This is a genomic window from Paraburkholderia sp. RL17-347-BIC-D, assembly GCF_046027915.1.
GTDB lineage: Bacteria > Pseudomonadota > Gammaproteobacteria > Burkholderiales > Burkholderiaceae > Paraburkholderia.
Genome location: NZ_JARESS010000007.1, coordinates 108,807 through 125,067 on the forward strand (window position 1 = coordinate 108,807; position 16,261 = coordinate 125,067).

Below are 16,261 nucleotides of genomic sequence, written 5' to 3' on the forward strand. Positions count from 1 at the left end.
TCATGTTCTCAGGTATCTGGTTGCCCATCGTTACGCCGCTGCGTAACGGCGAAGTCGATATCGACTCATTGCAGCGCCTCGCGGAATACTACTTGCGCACGGAGATCAGCGGCATCGTCGCGTTGAGCACGACGGGCGAAGCCGCCTTGTTACAGGAAGCCGAGCGCCTCACCGTATTGCAGGCGCTGACCGAAGTGACCGGCTCCCGTCTGCCGATGCTGATCGGCGTCGGCGGGTCGAACACACGCGACGTCCTGCACGATATTCAGCGCTATGAGCGCTGGGAGTGCGCGGGCTATCTGGTCTCCGCGCCGTCATACGTGTGTCCGGATCAGGCCGGCGTGCAGTGGCACTTCGAGCAGGCCGCGCTCGCCACCGAGCGCCCCATCGTCCTGTACGACGTGCCGCACCGAACCGGCGTGACGATCGCGCCGGATACCGTCGCGCGCCTCATCGAGTGCGGCAACATCGTCGCGATCAAGGAGTGCGTGAAGGAGCATTTCGACAAGTTGAGCGCCCTGCCGATCAACGTCCTGTGCGGCACGGACGAAGCCTTGGACGATTGTCTGCATCACGGCGGAACAGGCGGCATTCTGGCCAGCGCGCACGTCTGCGCGGATCTGCTGGTCGCGTACCAGGACCTGCTCGGGGCTGAACGCGAGGTGGACGCGCGCAATCTGTTCGCCAGCTTGCTGCCCGTCTTGCGGCTCCTGTTCGCCGCGCCGAATCCGTCCGCAATCAAAGCCATGCTGGCCTTCGATCATGCGCTCAGCGACGAAACACGCATGCCGATCTCGCGCGCTTCGGCGCAGCTCGTCGATCGTCTGAGCACCGCGCGCGACAGGCTGCAGGATTTGCGTGCCGAGTTTGCCGGCGTGATGAACTAGCGCACTCCCATTCGATCTATCCTCACTGCGCCGCGAATGAGTACTTCATTCACGGCGCAAGCTTGCGTCGAAACGCTGCATATTCAGCACGACGCGGCGCGCATAGCCACGCCCGCCGCCGCTGTAGCGAAACAACGCGGCATCGATATCGCCGTCGCTCTCGTCGAGATAGCGGCGCAGAATGGTCGAGCCGATCCGCACATTGATTGCCGGATCGGACAGATCGGTTGCGCCCGCGATCAATTGCGGATGTGCGGCGGGCAGGATCTGCATGAGCCCTCGCGCGCCCGCGACGCTGACCGCATGGCGATCGAAGCTCGATTCAACCGCCATCACCGCAAGCAGCAAGACGGGCGAGATCGCGTGGCGATCGGATTCGATCAGCACGGCGCGCGCGATCTTCAGCGATTCCATTGGCGCCACGCGAAATTGCGCGCGCAGCACGGCGGTGATATCGCTGAGAGCCGGCAAGCTGGTTTCTGAAGTCGCCTCGCTCGCAACGATGGGTGCCTGTGTAACCGGCTGAGCGTCAGCGGCATGCGCGGCAGTGGCGCATGAGACGAAGATCGCCACAAGCATGATCGTCAAGCCGGATACCGGATAGCGGCCGACTTTTCGTTGTACTGGCACACCATCCAGAACACCATTTCCATGCATATTTTCGCTTCCTGACCGGGGTGTCTCGACCTTACCGGGCTGGATGTAGCGAATCGCAAAAGAAACAGGGGCGTGCCGTAAAAAGCTTATAAAGATTTCAGCGTCGCGTAGTGGATTGCGGCGGCCGTATACATCTCTTTTGCGCCGGGCAACGCGTTATTGAGCCGTTCGATATGGCGGAAATGTCAGACTCCAATGATCGATCATCGGAAAGTCATCATGTCCAGTCTGAACATCCGCCAGCACGCCGCCGTTTCGCTAGATGACACCAGCGACACGCCGCAACGCGCATCGCTCGCCGGGCGGAAGACGGCTCGTCAGCGCACGCTTGCGCTGACCGTCGCGAGCAGCGCCATCGCGGCCATCGCTATCGCGGTGGGCTTGCCGTCGATGGGTATCGCGGTCTATCTGGCCGCCACGCTGCCGTTTGCCTTCTTCTCGTGAGCAAGGCGAAAGAAAAAAAGCAAAAGCACAGCAATCAATCCGCAGCGGGATTCAACTCCGCCAGCGCGCCAAGTTTTTGCACATCGGTGATTTCGATTTCCGCATAGCCGAGTTTCAGTGCGCCTTGTGTTTCGAACTGCTTCAACACCTGGTTGATCGTTTGCCGGGAGAGCGCCAGCATCATCGCGAGATCTTCTTGCGGGACTTTGAGCACGCGCCGCAATGCACCGGGCTCGCCGTAGCCGCCTGCCATCAATAACAAGCGGCGCGCCACGCGTTGCGCGGCGGGCAGCAATGCGGCCTCTTCGATCGCGTCGAACGCAAGACGCAGCTTTTGCGTCAACAGCAAACCGAATAGATGCCAATAGGCGGGCGTGCGTTCGAGCAGCGCGGCGAGTGCGGCGCGCGGCACATGAAACAGCTCGGAATCGCGTTCGGCATACGCGTCATGGGTTCGCGGCCGGTTGTCGAACAGCGCGATCTCGCCGAACCAGTTCCCCGGATCGATGACGGCAAGCAAGGCCTCCTTGCCCGCCGAACTGGCCGCGCCGATTCTCATCAGGCCATCGAGCACACAATAGAGGCCATCATCGGAATCGCCGCGCGTGAAAAGTCGCTGACCGGCAGCGAGACGTTCGACACGCCCCGCTTCGATCAACTGCGCCTGCATCGCGGGCGGCGCCGAGCGAAACCACGCGCTGCGCCCAAGCAACGCGGCAAGCTCATTCGATGGAAAACTCGCTGTCATAGAACGGCACTCATGCCCGATTGTCGGCTACCCGATGGTTTCAAATTCCGCTGCCCGCGATTATGCTGACTTTGAAGGAGGAGCGGCATCCATGAGAACGCTGACGCAACAGCTTACGCAATACGCGGCCTACCATCGTGACCGGCGCAATATCGCCACGCACTTCGTCGGCATTCCGATGATCGTGCTGGCCTTGGCGGTGTTATTGAGCCGGCCTGCTTTCGCTGTCGGCGCGTGGCCGCTGACCTTGTCGCCGGCGTGGGTGTTATTCGTCGCGGCAACGCTGTATTACCTCGTGCTCGACGTGCCGCTCGGCGTGATGATGGCGTTCGTGTCCGCACTCTGCGTCGCGTTCGGCCAGTGGACAGCCACGCAATCCACGTTCGCGTGGCTCGTGATCGGCGTCGGGCTCTTTCTGGTCGGCTGGGTGTTTCAGTTCATCGGCCACGTTGCCTACGAACATCGCAAGCCGGCCTTTGTCGATGATGTGATCGGCCTGCTGATCGGACCGCTGTTCGTGCTGGCCGAAGCGTTGTTCGGCTTCGGCTGGCGGCCCGCGCTACGCGAAGCGATCGAAGCGCAAGTCGCTCCGACGCGTATCAATGCTGACCGTACCGCGGCACATCGCTGAAGCGCGCCGCCCGCTTCATCGACTGCACGGTCGATCCGAATCAACCCAACTCAGTTCGGCGCGAAGCGAACGAGGCGCACGCTATGCAATGCCGTCAACGCGACCGCGATCCAGATGGGAATGTAGGTGGCCAACTGTCCCGCGCTCAACGTTTCACCGAGCAACGTGATCGAGATCAGCACCAGCAGCACCGGCTCGACGTAGCCGAGAATGCCGAACAACGCGACCGGCAACAACCGGCTCGCCTTGAGATACGACGCCAGCGCAATGGTGCTCAGTGCGCCGAGGCCAGGCAACAATAGACACCACATGTCAAGACGGCCGGAGATCATCGGCAGCGAGCCACCGCTGATCACGAACACGATTGCCGGCGGCAACAGCAGCACCATCTCCACGGTGAACATGGCGAGCGAATCGTGATTGATTTTGCGGCGCAACACGAAATATGGCGGATAGCCGAGCGCGACGAGCAAGGTCGGCCACGAAAACGCGCCCGTGATCCACAGCTCATGTGCGACGCCTGCCGCCGCGAACGCAACGGCCCACCACTGCAATCCGTCGAGGCGCTCGTGGTAGTAGAAACGCCCGACGAGCACCATCACCAGCGGCAGCAGGAAATAGCCGAGCGAGACGTCGAGCATCCGGCCGTGCAGCGGCGCCCATAGAAAGACCCACAGTTGCGCGCCGAGCAAGGCCGCGCTTACGATCATCGCGGCGCCGAGTCTCGGCTCGGTCACCATGCGGTAAAGAAGTTGCCGGAGAATCGGCAGGCGCTTTCGCAACGCCACCAGCAGTAGCGCGCCCGGCACAGTCCAGACGATGCGCCACGCGAAAATATCGAGGCCGTTCAGCGGCGCGAGCAGTGTGGCGTAAGCGGACAGTAAAGCAAACATCGTCGATGCGCAGACCGACAACGCGATGCCGCGCTTTGGGTCATACTGGTTCATTGAGCGCCCCGTTGGGCAAGCGCGTCGACGTGCAAGACAGGCACGTGTGCAGGCAGATATGTTTGTAGCGCAGCATTCAATCGCGCGGCGTTCGTTGTTGTCATTAGAAGTGAGGTCTCACAAGCGGGCAGTGCGTATCCGGCACTGCGTTTTTTTGTCTTCGATAAGCGGCGCAAAGGCGGCATTCTAGACGGGTTATCCGTTCGCGACTCCGCATGGTTTCGTCGGCGGGCTGAAATTATTCCGTGCGCATCGCGCGTCGATGGACTAGAACATAACTTCACGTGCGGCCAACAACGCCGGGCTTTTCACCGGCAACGCCGCACATCATCTCGCGCCAAGCGGCTCAAGCGCGAATCTTGCTACTTAGTCTTGCGACGCTGTTTGCATCACCGTTCGCAACGCCCTGCAGGAAGTCCCCTTGGGGGACGGCATGTGCAGCATCCATGAGCCGGGCCGGCGATGGCAGTCCTACGGACCGAGCCCGCCCTTCTTCTCCGCGGCACGCCTCAACTGCGTTTCATCACGCGTGCCGCCGCCCGGCAGCAATCCCGCTCATCGAATGTGACTACTGGAGCCAGCATGACCCAGCCAGCCCTATCGCACGACGCATCGCCCGACCTACGCTCCGCCTTTGCCGCCGACGTTCGCGCAGGCCTCACCCATACGCCGCAGAAAGAGCTGCCATCGAAGTATCTGTATGACGAAGTGGGCTCCGCGCTGTTCGAAGTGATTACCGTGTTGCCGGAATACGGGGTGACACGCGCCGAGGAACGTCTGCTGACCAGGCACGCCGCGGATATCGTCGCGCATCTGCCGCACGACGTGACGGTCGCGGAACTCGGCAGCGGCAGCGGCCGTAAAACACGGCGCATTCTGGAAGCGCTGTGTAAAAAACGCCCCACTTCTTACTGCCCAATTGAAATTTCGCGCAGCGCATTGCAGTTGTGCAGGCGCGAACTCGGCGACATCGAGCGCATTTCGATTGTCGGCTACGAACGCGATTACCTGGCCGGCCTCGCTGAAGTGAGCAAGCAACGCGCGGCGGACGAGCGGTTACTCGTACTGTTCCTTGGCAGTACGATCGGTAATTTCGGCAGACTCGCGGCGACACGTTTCCTGCGCGATATCCGCAACATGCTCGCTCCCGGCGACGCTTTGCTGCTCGGCACGGACCTGATCAAGCCGACGCCCGTCCTGGTGGCCGCTTACGACGACTCGATCGGCGTCACTGCGTCGTTCAATCTGAACCTGCTGGCGCGCATCAATCGCGAGCTCGACGGCGACTTTCCGCTGGAGGCGTTCGAGCACGTCGCGCGCTTCAACCCGGACGCGCGCAGCATCGAAATGCATCTGCGGGCGAAGCGCGATATCACCGCGCGTGTGGGCGCCGCGCAATTGACGGTGTCGCTCAAGGCGGGCGAAACGATCTGGACCGAGAGCAGCCACAAATATCGCGCGGAAGAAATGCCCGCGATTGCCGACGACGCCGGCTTCGTGTGCAGCCATCAATGGATCGAAGACGAATGGGGTTTTGCGGAGAGCCTGCTGGTGGCGCGTTGAGCGCGGCCGGCCGCTGACTGGGCCGCTGACTGAAGCACGGTCACGCAAACAAGGCGGCGCGCCATCGTGCATGATGGCGCGCCGCCTTTTGATTTTGCGTGTCTTGCGTGTTCTACGTGCGGCCGCTCAGTGCTGTTCGAAACGCTCGTAGCGCTTTTCGGTGGCGCGCTCTTCGCCGGTCACCTCGGTCACGCGCGCCGCCGGCGGCCCGTGACGCAGCCACGACAGCATCCGGTCGACCTGGTTGGCCGAGCCCTGCAACATGGCTTCGACGGAACCGTCGTCGAGATTCGCCACCCATCCCTTGATGCCGAGCGCGTGAGCCTGCCGCACGGTCGCGTGGCGAAAGCCGACGCCTTGCACAGTGCCGCGCACGCGCACGTAATACGTTTCGATCCGCTGGTCCAGATCCGGGGCCATGCCGTCCTCTCTTCGCAAACTTTCAAGCCGGCATTCTAGTCGTGTCGCGGCGAGCTTGCTCGGCAAGCGCGCGTTCAACCGCGTCTCTTTGAAACCGCCCACACGACACACGGCGCGCGCGCCACGTACAATCCGTCGACTGTCATGCAGGGAATGGAAACAGAATGACCGAACAGAATCGCGATCTCGTGCTCGTCACCGGCGCCTCCGGCTTCGTCGGCTCGTCGGTGGCGCGCATCGCGCAACAGAAAGGTTTCAAGGTGCGTGTGCTGGTGCGCGCCACCAGTCCGCGTCAGAACGTCGAGTCGCTGGACGCGGAGATTGTGATCGGCGATATGCGCGACGAAGCGTCGATGCGCAACGCGCTGCGCGGCGTGCGCTATCTGCTGCACGTGGCCGCCGACTATCGTCTGTGGGCGCCTGACCCGAGCGAAATCGAGCGCTCGAACCTCGAAGGCACCGAGGCGACCATGCGCGCGGCGCTGAAGGAAGGCGTCGAGCGCATCGTCTACACGAGCAGCGTAGCCACGCTGAAAGTGACCAGTTCCGGCCAGTCCGCCGATGAAACCTCGCCGCTCAAAGCCGATCAGGCGATCGGCGTGTACAAGCGCAGCAAGGTGCTGGCCGAACGCGCGGTGGAGCGGATGATCGCCGAAGACGGCCTGCCGGCGGTGATCGTCAATCCGTCCACGCCGATCGGACCGCGCGACGTCAAGCCGACGCCGACGGGACGCATCATCGTGGAAGCGGCGCTCGGCAAGATTCCGGCGTTCGTCGACACGGGCCTGAATCTCGTGCATGTGGACGACGTTGCGGCCGGCCATTTCCTCGCGCTCGAACGCGGCAAGATCGGCGAGCGCTATATTCTTGGCGGCGAGAATCTGCCGCTTCAACAGATGCTCGCGGATATCGCGGCGCTGACCGGCCGCAAGGCGCCGACGCTGAGCTTGCCGCGCTGGCCGCTCTACCCGCTCGCCATGGGTGCCGAAGCGGTCGCCAAGATCACGAAACGCGAACCGTTCGTCACCGTCGACGGGTTGAAAATGTCGAAGAACAAGATGTATTTCACGTCGGCGAAAGCGGAACGTGAGCTTGGCTATCGCGCTCGGCCCTATCGTGAGGGCTTGAGCGACGCGCTCGACTGGTTCCGGCAAGCGGGCTATCTGAAGCCGTGATGTCGGCGTGAATAAGCGGCTCGCGCCGGGCGATCCGGTGCAGCCGCAAGCATTTTGTTACAACGTCACTGTGTTAGCGACAGGTAAAAGCCTACGCGCAGCAGTTAAAATCGTGGGTCTTACCAGAGAAACCTCGCATGAAACTTCACGAACAGCTCGGCGCACTCGAATTGGGCGTCGATCAGCTCATTCAGGCTGTCGTGGCCCCGCAGGCCGAAAACATCCCCGAGACACCCGTAGAGCACGCTGCGCTGCAAGCGCCGGCGCAGCAGGCCGCGCCCGAATCCAATGCGGAAGCGGCTGAGACCGAGGCGGTCGTCGTCGAAGACGAGGCGGCGGCTCCGAAGCTTCAGCCCACGCTCGAAATCAATCGCCCCGCGCAGAACGAGATCACCATGACGATCGGCGGCCAGACGGTCGCGCTGCGCGCGGAGCAGATCGGCCAATTGATCGAAGAGTTGTCGAACGCCCGCGCGTCGATGACGCCGGAACCGCCGCCGGGCATTCCGCCGGGCTGGCGCTTCGTGTCCACGAAAAATCCGGTCATGGCGGTGCAGAAGCAGTCGAACGGCGATCGTTTGCTGGTCATGCGCCACACCGGCCACGGCTGGGTACCGTTCACGTTCTCGCCCGACATGGTGATCCAGCTCTACATGATGCTCACCAAAGGCTGATGCAAAAAAAGCGGCGCCCGAGAGCGCCGCTTTTCTATTCCGCTGCGATTGCTGAGTGTGGCTTCAGCGTTCCTGCACCGGCGCCTGAACCCGCGCCTTCCACTGTCCGCCTTTGCCGCGCCAGTAGCGCACCGCCGACGCAAACGTCGCGCCGACATAGAACAACGCGACCAGCGGCAGAAACGGTGCCCACAGTGGTGAGCGGCGGTAATAGCTCAGCATCGGCGCATAAGCGCAGCACATGGCCGCCCACGCGAGCCACGCCGGCCAGCCCGTCGGACCGAGCACCAGTGCGGCCACCGGCGGCATCAGGTAAATGACCGTCATGCCGGCCAGCGTGCCCGCCAGCAGCAGCGGCGAGTAATGCAACTGCGTGAAGGCGGTGCGCGCGATCATGTTCCAGATCTCACGCCAGCTATCGTACGGACGCAGTGACACGCTGCGCGCCGCCACATCCAGCCGGATCGGATGACGCCCCGTGCCGCGATGCTTGATGCGCGCGGCGAGACTGCAGTCGTCGATCAACTCGGCGCGGATCGACTCGATGCCGCCCGCTTCTTCCAGCGCGCTACGGCGCACGAGCATGCAGCCGCCCGCGGCCGCCGCCGTACGATTGCGCGGGTTGTTGACCCACGAGAACGGGTACAGCTTGGCAAAGAAGAAGACGAAGGCCGGAATCAGCGCCTTTTCCCAGAACGAGTCGCAGCGCAAACGCACCATCAGCGAGACGAGATCGCGCTGTTCCGCATCCGCACGCGCAACGAGTTGCACGACCGCGTCGGCGGGATGGCCTATGTCGGCGTCGGTCAACAGAAGGAAGTCCGCGGACAAGCCGAGCGTGCGCACGGCCTCGATACCTTGCGACTGCGCCCACACCTTGCCGGACCAGCCCGGCGGCAGTGGCTTCGCGCTCAGCACGGTCAGACGGTCCGGGCATTGCAGCTGCAACGCGGCCGCGCGAGCGGCGTCGGCGGTGCCGTCGGTGCTGTGGTCGTCGACGACGATCACATGGAATTCGCCTTCGTAGTCCTGCTCAAGCAGCGTGGTGACCGCCTCGGCGATCACATCGACTTCATTGCGGGCCGGTACCACGGCCGCCACCGCCGGCCACGTTGCGCGCGGCTCGATGGTCAGCGGCGCAGCGGGGCGCGCGCGCCAGAAACCGCCGCGCGCAAACAGCAACACACACCAGATCAGCAAGGAGAGACACGAAAGAAGAAACAGAACCACCGCCATTAAGCATTACCCTCGATTGAACGCGCTTGCACGCCGACGCGCCGCGACAGCCACATCACCACGGTGCGGGCCGCGACGACGCACCAGTCAAACGTATTGAGCACCGGCCGCTCGTGAAACACGTCGTAGCCCGCCTTCTCGATCCGTTCGAGAAAGCGCAGGCCGCCGTGAACGGCGCCGCACAACTCGAGGCCCAGCCGCCCTGGAATTCGCAACGCGAGCGGCGCGCCGCGCACCAGCGTCTCACGGACGAAGGACACTTCGTGCGCCATGAGCGCCCGCCAGTCTTCGTCGGCGACACCGTTGGCGATGTGCGCCTCGGTCACGTTGAAGCGCCGCATATCGGCGCGCGGCAGGTACACGCGGTCCTTTTTCCAATCGGCGGAGACGTCCAGCCAGAAGCTGATCAACTGCGACGCCGTGCAAATCGCGTCGGCGTCGGCGAGATTCTCCGGCGTGGCCGCGCCGATCAGATGCAGCATCAGATGCCCGAGCGGGTTGGCCGAGTGGCGGCAGTAGTCGAGCAGCGCGGCGCGGTCGGCGTAACGACTGGTGTCGATGTCCTGGCCGCACGCGTGGAGCAGATCGTAGAACGGCGCGAGCGGCAGTTTATACTGTGCGACCACGCCGGCGAGCTTGCCGAACAGCAGCGGATGGACCGGCGCCGCGCGCCGCTCCGCCACCGCGTCGAGGCCCGCGCGGAAGTCGGCGAGACGGGCGTGCCGCTCGGTTGCGCTCCAGTCGCCTTCGTCGGCAATGTCGCCGGCCGTGCGGACAACCTGGTAGATAATGCCGATCGGCGCGCGCAGCGCCTTTGGCAGCAACACGCTCGCGACCGGAAAGTTTTCGTATTGATCGACGTCCATCCAGCGAGCCTCGAAACCCTTTTGTAAGGCGGGCGCCCACGCGCCGCAGGACTACGTAGTTTAAGGGTTCCGTCAAACCGTTGCAGCGTGCAATCATTGCCACATCCGCATTGCCGCAACCAGCCGCTCAGGGCGCCGGGCATCGATCCGCTGCTGCGGCGTCTGCCCAACACCCGCCGGGCGCCGCCGAAGCAAAGCCGGCCTGATAGCGTTAGAATGCGCGTTTGGTTTTGCTGTACCGGCACGTCGCCGGGGCTCAAGACGTCAACTAATTAGATGGTCGCGGCGATAAAGTCATATTTACCGACTTCTTCGGAACCCGCGTCAGTCGGAGTTCGCCAACTTATGCGAGTCATCCTTGCTCAACCCCGCGGCTTTTGTGCGGGTGTTGTTCGCGCAATCGAGATCGTCGATCGCGCGTTACAGCAACACGGCGCACCCGTGTATGTCCGCCACGAGATTGTTCACAATCGCCACGTGGTCGACAATTTGCGCCAGAAGGGCGCGCGCTTCGTCGAGGAACTCGACGAAGTGCCGCAAGGCGCCGTGGCGATTTTCAGCGCTCATGGTGTCGCTCAAACCGTGGAGCGTGACGCGCAAGCGCGGGGTCTCGACGTGCTCGACGCGACCTGCCCGCTGGTCACCAAGGTGCACGTGCAGGGCCGCCAATACGTCAGCGCCGGCCGCACGCTGATTCTGATCGGCCACGCCGGGCATCCGGAAGTGGAAGGCACGATCGGCCAGATTCCAGGCAAGGTGCTGCTGGTGCAGAGCGAGGCCGAGGTCGCGCATCTGGACCTGCCGCTCGACACGCCGCTCGCTTATGTCACGCAGACCACGCTGTCGGTGGACGACACGCGCGGCATTATCGACGCCCTGCTGCGCCGCTTCACCGACATCGTCGGTCCGGATACGCGCGACATCTGCTACGCCACGCAGAACCGCCAGGCAGCGGTGCGCGAGTTGAGCAAACAGGTCGACGTGCTGCTGGTGGTGGGCGCAACCAATAGTTCGAACTCGAACCGGCTGCGCGAAATCGGCAGCGAAAGCGGCGTGGCGAGTTATCTCGTCGCCGACGGTTCGGAAGTGAAGCCGGAATGGTTTGCCAACGTGCAAACGGTCGGCATCACGGCCGGTGCTTCGGCGCCGGAAGAGATGGTCAAGAACGTAATCGATGCGCTGAGCGCATTGGGGCCTGTCGATGTCACGACGATGGCGGGCCGTGAAGAAAAAGTCGAATTCAAGTTGCCATCGAAGCTGATGCAACCACTCGCTGCACGCGAAGTTTAAGGAGGACGTCTTGTCTATTCCGCTGCTACAGAAAGTCCGGGTCGGCGCATACATCATGCGTCAGCATCTGTCCGGGAACAAACGCTACCCGCTCGCCCTGATGCTGGAGCCGCTGTTCCGCTGCAATCTCGCCTGCAATGGCTGCGGCAAGATCGACTATCCGGATCCCATCCTGAATCAGCGTCTGTCGCTGGAAGAATGTCTCGGCGCCGTCGACGAATGCGGCGCGCCGGTGGTGTCGATCGCAGGCGGCGAGCCGTTGCTGCATAAGGAAATGCCGCAGATCGTGAAGGGCATCATCGCGCGCAAGAAGTTCGTGTACCTGTGCACGAACGCGCTGCTGATGGAAAAGAAGATGGACGACTACGAGCCGAATCCTTACTTCGTCTGGTCGGTTCACCTCGACGGCGATCAGCAGGCGCACGATCACTCGGTGTCGCAGGAAGGTGTGTACGACAAGGCTGTCGCCGCCATCAAGGAAGCGAAGCGCCGCGGTTTCCGCGTGAACATCAATTGCACGCTGTTCAACGACGCCGTGCCGGAACGCGTCGCCGCGTTCTTCGACACGCTGGGCCCGATGGGCGTGGACGGCATCACCGTCTCGCCGGGTTATGCGTATGAGCGCGCGCCGGATCAGCAGCACTTCCTGAACCGCGACAAGACCAAGCACCTGTTCCGCGAGATTTTCAAGCGCGGCAACAATGGCAAGAACTGGTCGTTCAGCCAGTCGGGCATGTTCCTCGACTTCCTGGCCGGCAATCAGACTTACGAATGCACGCCGTGGGGCAACCCGGCGCGTACCGTGTTCGGCTGGCAAAAGCCGTGCTATCTGGTCGGCGAAGGTTACGTGAAGACCTTCAAGGAACTGATGGAAACCACGCAGTGGGAAAAATACGGCACGGGTAACTACGAGAAGTGTGCCGACTGCATGGTGCACTGCGGCTTCGAAGCGACCGCCGTGATGGATACGGTGGCGCATCCGCTGAAGGCGCTGAAGGTCAGCCTGCGCGGTCCGAAGACGTCGGGCGCGTTCACCAAGGACATTCCTTTGGATAAGCAGCGTCCGGCCGAGTATGTCTTCTCCCGCCACGTCGAGATCAAGCTGGAAGAGATCAAGGTGTCCGGCAAGGGCAAGAAAGTGCAGACGGCGACGGCGGCACACTGAGCGGTCGAAGGGGCGGTCTAGCACCGCCCCTGGTCGTGAATACAAAAAAGCGCGGTGGCCAGCAAGCCACCGCGCTTTTTTTATACCTCAGGCCTCACGCACGACGTCAGGCCATCAACCGTCACCCCGCGCTGCGCGCATTGTGAGCGGTCAAAAACTTGATCAACCCGTCGATGCCGCCTTTGGAAATCTGATCGGCAAATTGCGTCTGATACACCTGGATCAGCCAGGCGCCCATCATGTTGATGTCGTAGACCTTCCAGCCGGCGGCACCCTTGGTCATGCGATAGTCGATCGCATCATCGCCGCCGTTGCTCAACACATGCGACTGCACGACAACGTCTTTAGCGCCGGCCGGAACGTTGACCGGCAAGAACTTGAACTTCACGTCCTGGTCACGCAGTTGAGACAGCGAGGCCGCGTAAGTGCGCGTGAGCAGCAGCGTAAACTGCTCGTACAGTTGCTTTTGCTGGTCGGGTGTCGCGGTAGCCCAAGCCTTGCCGACCGCGATCCGCGTGGTTCGCTGGAAGTCCGTGGCCGGCAGGAAGCGTGACTCGACCAGTTGGGTGATCTTCGCCATGTCGCCGCCGCGCGCCTGCGGGTCAGCCTTCATCGCGGCCACCGTGCCCTCGACAGCACTTTTTACAACCGCGTCGGGCGCGCTTTGCGCGTATGCCGCGGTGGATACCACGGCCGCAGCCAGAAAAGCAGACAGATAACGTTTCATACGCTCGACAGAACCTGAAAGAAGTAAGCGCCGCCGGGCTTGCAAGCACGCAGCGAACGCAGGATAGACCAGTATACCGAGATTGCGTTCCCGCCCCGAAGAGCGTCTGCGGGAGCCGCACTTGCTACCGAACCGGAGACTGAGCCCTCCGGCTCTGTATACTTGTGCACTTTCGTCAAAAACAACAACCGTGATAAGGCCACGTTCGCCTACATGCTGAAGTCATCTATTGTCCGTCTTGTCGCCTATTCAGTGCGTCATCCGATGAGGATCGTCGCGCTGTCGCTCGTGCTCGCCGTTTTGAGCGGTTTCTACGTTGTCTATAACTTCAAGATCAACACGGACATCAGCCGTCTCGTCGAGACGGACAAGCAATGGTCGTCGCTCGAAAATGCCATGGACCAGGCGTTCCCGGATCGCGGTCAAACCGTGCTGGTGGTCGTCGAAGCGCGCGCGCCGGAATACGCCGACGCCGCCGCGCAAGCCCTGACCACGGCGCTCAAGGCCGATCCGAAGGAGTTCGTAGCGGTTTCGCAGCCGGCCGGCGGTCCGTTCTTCGAACACAACGGCCTGCTGTTCCCGTCGACTGACGAAGTCATGTCGACCACCTCGCAGCTCGTCCAATCGCGCCCGCTCGTCAACGCCCTCGCACACGATCCCAGCCTGACCGGCCTTGCCGGTACGCTGACCACGAGTCTGTTGCTGCCGCTTCAGCTTGGTCAGGTGAAGCTCGGCGACATGAGCCATCTGCTATCGCAAAGCGCGGCTACGCTCGACCGCGTGCTGGCCGGCCAGCCGGCCGCCTTCTCGTGGCGTGCGCTGGTCGACAAGAGCGCGGCCACGGAGCCGGCGCGCGCCTTCGTCATCGTGCAGCCGGTCGTGAACTACGACGCGCTGGAGCCGGGCGCGACGGCCTCGAAGTCGATCCGCGACACCGCCGCCGCGCTGCACCTCGACTCGCGCTTCGGCGCCACCGTCCGTCTGACGGGCGAACAGCCGCTCGCCGACGAAGAGTTCGCGTCGGTCAAGGACGGCGCGGTGCTCAACGGCATCGGCACCTTCATCGTCGTGCTGATCATTTTGTGGCTGGCCCTGCGCTCGGGCCGCATGATCGCCGCCGTGTTCATCACGCTGTTCGTCGGACTCGCGATCACCGCGGCGCTCGGCCTGATGCTGGTCGGTGCGCTCAACATGATTTCGGTTGCCTTCATGGTGCTATTCGTCGGGCTCGGGGTCGATTTCGGCGTGCAGTTCGGCGTCAAGTATCGTGAGGAGCGCAATCGCGACAACCGTCTTTCCGCCGCGCTCATGCATACGTCGCACAGTATCGGCGTGCCGCTCACGCTCGCGGCGGTCGCGGTCGCGTTGAGCTTCTTCTCGTTCCTGCCGACGGCTTACCGCGGCGTGTCGGAGTTGGGCGAGATCGCGGGCGTCGGCATGTTCGTCGCGTACCTCACCAACATGACGCTGCTGCCGGCCCTGCTGAAGATCTTCCGGCCGCCCGGCGAAGCCGGTTCGCCAGGCTTCAAGCGGCTCGCGCCCGTCGACGATTTCCTGGACCACCATCGCAAGCCGGTGCTGATCGGCACGCTGATCGTCGTGATCGGCGCCACGCCCTTGCTCACGCATTTGCGCTTCGACTTCAACCCGCTGCATCTGAAGGATCCGCACACGGAGTCGATGGCGACGCTGCTGTCGCTGAAGGATTCGCCGGAAGCGGCGGTCAACAACGTCCATGTGCTGGCACCGTCGCTCGCCGACGCCGACCGCATGGCCGCGCGTCTGCGTACGTTGCCGGAAGTGGGCCGCGTCAATACGCTCGACACCTTCGTTCCCGCCGACCAGCAGCAAAAGCTGATGCTGATTGCGAGTGCCGCGCAGCAGCTGTTGCCCGCGTTGCAGCAACCACCCGCGCCACAAGCGACGGACGCGGTGCGCGTCGCCGCGCTCAAACGCGCGTCGAACCAGCTCTCGCTCGCCGCCGACGATCACCCGGGCCCAGGCGCCGCCGAAGCCAAGCATCTGTCCGCCACATTGCAGAAGTTAGCCGCCGCCGATGCGGCCACGCGCGATCGCGCCGAAACCGCGATGTCCGACACGCTGCGCATTGCGCTGAAGCAGTTGGCCAACCTGCTGCAACCCACCGAGATCACCCGCGAGAATCTGCCCAAGGAAATCTCCAAAGGCTGGGTTTCGAAAGACGGCCGCGCCCTCGTCGACATCTCGCCGAAGGTGAAACCCGGCACCGATCCGAATGACGACGTCATGCTCGCGCACTTCGCCCACGCGGTGAAGAAGGCGGAGCCGGGCGCGATCGGCGGGCCGATTTCGATCCTGCATTCGGCCGACACCATCATCAAGGCGTTCCTGCAGGCCGCCGGCTACGCGCTCGTGTCGATTGCGATCCTGCTGTGGATCGCGCTGCGGCGCATCGGCGACATGTTGCGCACGCTGGTTCCGCTGCTGGTGTCGGCGCTCGTGACGCTCGAGTTGTGCGTGGTATTCGGCATGCCGCTGAACTTTGCGAATATCATCGCTTTGCCGCTGATGCTCGGCGTCGGCGTAGCGTTCAAGATCTATTTCGTGATGGCGTGGCGCCACGGTCAGACTGGCCTCCTGCAGTCGAGCCTGACGCACGCTGTGCTGTTCAGCGCGGCGACCACGGCGACGGCGTTCGGCAGCCTCTGGCTGTCGCACCATCCGGGGACGTCCAGTATGGGGCGCCTGCTGGCGCTCTCGTTGTTCTGCACACTGATCGGCGCAGTGGTGTTTCAACCCGTGTTGATGGGCAAGCCGCGCTCACGTCGCGCGAAGCAAAAAGGAATATAAGC

16 protein-coding genes are annotated in these 16,261 nt (G+C 63.0%); 9 read left to right on the plus strand and 7 right to left on the minus strand.

Features of this window, described 5'->3' with window-relative positions:
• Nucleotides 1–2: 2 nt before the first annotated feature.
• On the plus strand, nucleotides 3–887 hold the full coding sequence (locus P0D96_RS12150; RefSeq protein WP_132383320.1) for a 4-hydroxy-tetrahydrodipicolinate synthase family protein: 885 nt from the start codon (nucleotides 3–5) through the stop codon (nucleotides 885–887).
• Nucleotides 888–932: 45 nt separating this feature from the next.
• Here the strand turns inward: P0D96_RS12150 and P0D96_RS12155 are convergent, their stop codons facing one another.
• Nucleotides 933–1,517, minus strand: coding sequence for a lytic transglycosylase domain-containing protein (locus P0D96_RS12155; protein WP_408313585.1), 585 nt, complete (start codon nucleotides 1,515–1,517; stop codon nucleotides 933–935).
• A gap of 246 nt (nucleotides 1,518–1,763) precedes the next feature.
• Here P0D96_RS12155 and P0D96_RS12160 point away from each other — a divergent pair, with 246 nt between their 5' ends.
• On the plus strand, nucleotides 1,764–1,988 hold the full coding sequence (locus P0D96_RS12160) for a hypothetical protein (RefSeq protein ID WP_408177567.1): 225 nt from the start codon (nucleotides 1,764–1,766) through the stop codon (nucleotides 1,986–1,988).
• Between the two features lie 34 nt (nucleotides 1,989–2,022).
• Here P0D96_RS12160 and P0D96_RS12165 read toward each other — a convergent pair whose 3' ends face one another.
• The gene (locus P0D96_RS12165) at nucleotides 2,023–2,736 is read right to left on the minus strand and encodes a Crp/Fnr family transcriptional regulator (protein ID WP_408177568.1); all 714 of its coding nucleotides are present in this window, start codon (nucleotides 2,734–2,736) and stop codon (nucleotides 2,023–2,025) included.
• A gap of 91 nt (nucleotides 2,737–2,827) precedes the next feature.
• Between P0D96_RS12165 and P0D96_RS12170 the strand changes: the two genes are divergently transcribed.
• Nucleotides 2,828–3,367, plus strand: coding sequence for an Mpo1 family 2-hydroxy fatty acid dioxygenase (locus P0D96_RS12170; RefSeq protein ID WP_408177569.1), 540 nt, complete (start codon nucleotides 2,828–2,830; stop codon nucleotides 3,365–3,367).
• 50 nt (nucleotides 3,368–3,417) lie between these two features.
• On the opposite strand, the gene rarD is transcribed toward P0D96_RS12170, so the two are convergent.
• Nucleotides 3,418–4,314, minus strand: a complete 897-nt coding sequence (rarD, locus tag P0D96_RS12175; RefSeq protein ID WP_408313586.1) for an EamA family transporter RarD — start codon at nucleotides 4,312–4,314, stop codon at nucleotides 3,418–3,420.
• 582 nt (nucleotides 4,315–4,896) lie between these two features.
• Between rarD and egtD the strand changes: the two genes are divergently transcribed.
• Nucleotides 4,897–5,877: an L-histidine N(alpha)-methyltransferase gene (gene egtD / locus P0D96_RS12180; RefSeq protein ID WP_132383341.1), complete on the plus strand. Its 981-nt coding sequence runs from the start codon at nucleotides 4,897–4,899 to the stop codon at nucleotides 5,875–5,877.
• A gap of 126 nt (nucleotides 5,878–6,003) precedes the next feature.
• On the opposite strand, the gene P0D96_RS12185 is transcribed toward egtD, so the two are convergent.
• Nucleotides 6,004–6,297 carry an acylphosphatase gene (locus tag P0D96_RS12185; protein WP_063500556.1) on the minus strand — a complete coding sequence of 98 codons (294 nt, stop codon included), beginning with the start codon at nucleotides 6,295–6,297 and terminating at the stop codon, nucleotides 6,004–6,006.
• Between the two features lie 164 nt (nucleotides 6,298–6,461).
• Between P0D96_RS12185 and hpnA the strand changes: the two genes are divergently transcribed.
• Entirely contained in the window at nucleotides 6,462–7,472 is a 1,011-nt protein-coding gene (gene hpnA, locus P0D96_RS12190) for a hopanoid-associated sugar epimerase (protein ID WP_168789160.1), read from the plus strand.
• A 137-nt stretch (nucleotides 7,473–7,609) separates the two neighbouring features.
• Entirely contained in the window at nucleotides 7,610–8,146 is a 537-nt protein-coding gene (locus tag P0D96_RS12195) for a hypothetical protein (protein WP_408313588.1), read from the plus strand.
• A gap of 63 nt (nucleotides 8,147–8,209) precedes the next feature.
• On the opposite strand, the gene P0D96_RS12200 is transcribed toward P0D96_RS12195, so the two are convergent.
• Together P0D96_RS12200 and hpnC are read right to left on the minus strand one after the other, a co-directional pair.
• Complete coding sequence (locus P0D96_RS12200; RefSeq protein ID WP_408177573.1) at nucleotides 8,210–9,382, minus strand: glycosyltransferase; 1,173 nt, start codon at nucleotides 9,380–9,382, stop codon at nucleotides 8,210–8,212.
• The gene (gene hpnC, locus P0D96_RS12205) at nucleotides 9,382–10,248 is read right to left on the minus strand and encodes a squalene synthase HpnC (protein WP_408177574.1); all 867 of its coding nucleotides are present in this window, start codon (nucleotides 10,246–10,248) and stop codon (nucleotides 9,382–9,384) included. The genes P0D96_RS12200 and hpnC overlap by 1 nt, the downstream gene beginning before the upstream one ends.
• A gap of 345 nt (nucleotides 10,249–10,593) precedes the next feature.
• Between hpnC and ispH the strand changes: the two genes are divergently transcribed.
• On the plus strand, nucleotides 10,594–11,538 hold the full coding sequence (gene ispH / locus P0D96_RS12210) for a 4-hydroxy-3-methylbut-2-enyl diphosphate reductase (RefSeq protein ID WP_132383351.1): 945 nt from the start codon (nucleotides 10,594–10,596) through the stop codon (nucleotides 11,536–11,538).
• 10 nt (nucleotides 11,539–11,548) lie between these two features.
• On the plus strand, nucleotides 11,549–12,703 hold the full coding sequence (hpnH, locus tag P0D96_RS12215; RefSeq protein WP_132383353.1) for an adenosyl-hopene transferase HpnH: 1,155 nt from the start codon (nucleotides 11,549–11,551) through the stop codon (nucleotides 12,701–12,703).
• A 121-nt stretch (nucleotides 12,704–12,824) separates the two neighbouring features.
• Here hpnH and P0D96_RS12220 read toward each other — a convergent pair whose 3' ends face one another.
• Complete coding sequence (locus tag P0D96_RS12220; protein WP_132383355.1) at nucleotides 12,825–13,430, minus strand: MlaC/ttg2D family ABC transporter substrate-binding protein; 606 nt, start codon at nucleotides 13,428–13,430, stop codon at nucleotides 12,825–12,827.
• Between the two features lie 213 nt (nucleotides 13,431–13,643).
• On the opposite strand from P0D96_RS12220, the gene hpnN reads away from it, so the two are divergent.
• Nucleotides 13,644–16,259: a hopanoid transporter HpnN gene (hpnN, locus tag P0D96_RS12225; protein WP_408313591.1), complete on the plus strand. Its 2,616-nt coding sequence runs from the start codon at nucleotides 13,644–13,646 to the stop codon at nucleotides 16,257–16,259.
• Nucleotides 16,260–16,261 lie beyond the last annotated feature (2 nt).

Excerpts from the sequence above, each read along its gene's own strand:
- P0D96_RS12150 (WP_132383320.1), top strand. The coding sequence starts at position 3 with ATGTTCTCAGGTATCTGGTTGCCCATCGTTACGCCGCTGCGTAACGGC.
- P0D96_RS12160 (WP_408177567.1), top strand. The coding sequence starts at position 1,764 with ATGTCCAGTCTGAACATCCGCCAGCACGCCGCCGTTTCGCTAGATGAC.
- P0D96_RS12165 (WP_408177568.1), bottom strand. The coding sequence starts at position 2,736 with ATGACAGCGAGTTTTCCATCGAATGAGCTTGCCGCGTTGCTTGGGCGC.
- P0D96_RS12170 (WP_408177569.1), top strand. The coding sequence starts at position 2,828 with ATGAGAACGCTGACGCAACAGCTTACGCAATACGCGGCCTACCATCGT.
- rarD (WP_408313586.1), bottom strand. The coding sequence starts at position 4,314 with ATGAACCAGTATGACCCAAAGCGCGGCATCGCGTTGTCGGTCTGCGCA.
- egtD (WP_132383341.1), top strand. The coding sequence starts at position 4,897 with ATGACCCAGCCAGCCCTATCGCACGACGCATCGCCCGACCTACGCTCC.
- P0D96_RS12185 (WP_063500556.1), bottom strand. The coding sequence starts at position 6,297 with ATGGCCCCGGATCTGGACCAGCGGATCGAAACGTATTACGTGCGCGTG.
- hpnA (WP_168789160.1), top strand. The coding sequence starts at position 6,462 with ATGACCGAACAGAATCGCGATCTCGTGCTCGTCACCGGCGCCTCCGGC.
- P0D96_RS12195 (WP_408313588.1), top strand. The coding sequence starts at position 7,610 with ATGAAACTTCACGAACAGCTCGGCGCACTCGAATTGGGCGTCGATCAG.
- P0D96_RS12200 (WP_408177573.1), bottom strand. The coding sequence starts at position 9,382 with ATGGCGGTGGTTCTGTTTCTTCTTTCGTGTCTCTCCTTGCTGATCTGG.
- hpnC (WP_408177574.1), bottom strand. The coding sequence starts at position 10,248 with ATGGACGTCGATCAATACGAAAACTTTCCGGTCGCGAGCGTGTTGCTG.
- ispH (WP_132383351.1), top strand. The coding sequence starts at position 10,594 with ATGCGAGTCATCCTTGCTCAACCCCGCGGCTTTTGTGCGGGTGTTGTT.
- P0D96_RS12220 (WP_132383355.1), bottom strand. The coding sequence starts at position 13,430 with ATGAAACGTTATCTGTCTGCTTTTCTGGCTGCGGCCGTGGTATCCACC.
- hpnN (WP_408313591.1), top strand. The coding sequence starts at position 13,644 with ATGCTGAAGTCATCTATTGTCCGTCTTGTCGCCTATTCAGTGCGTCAT.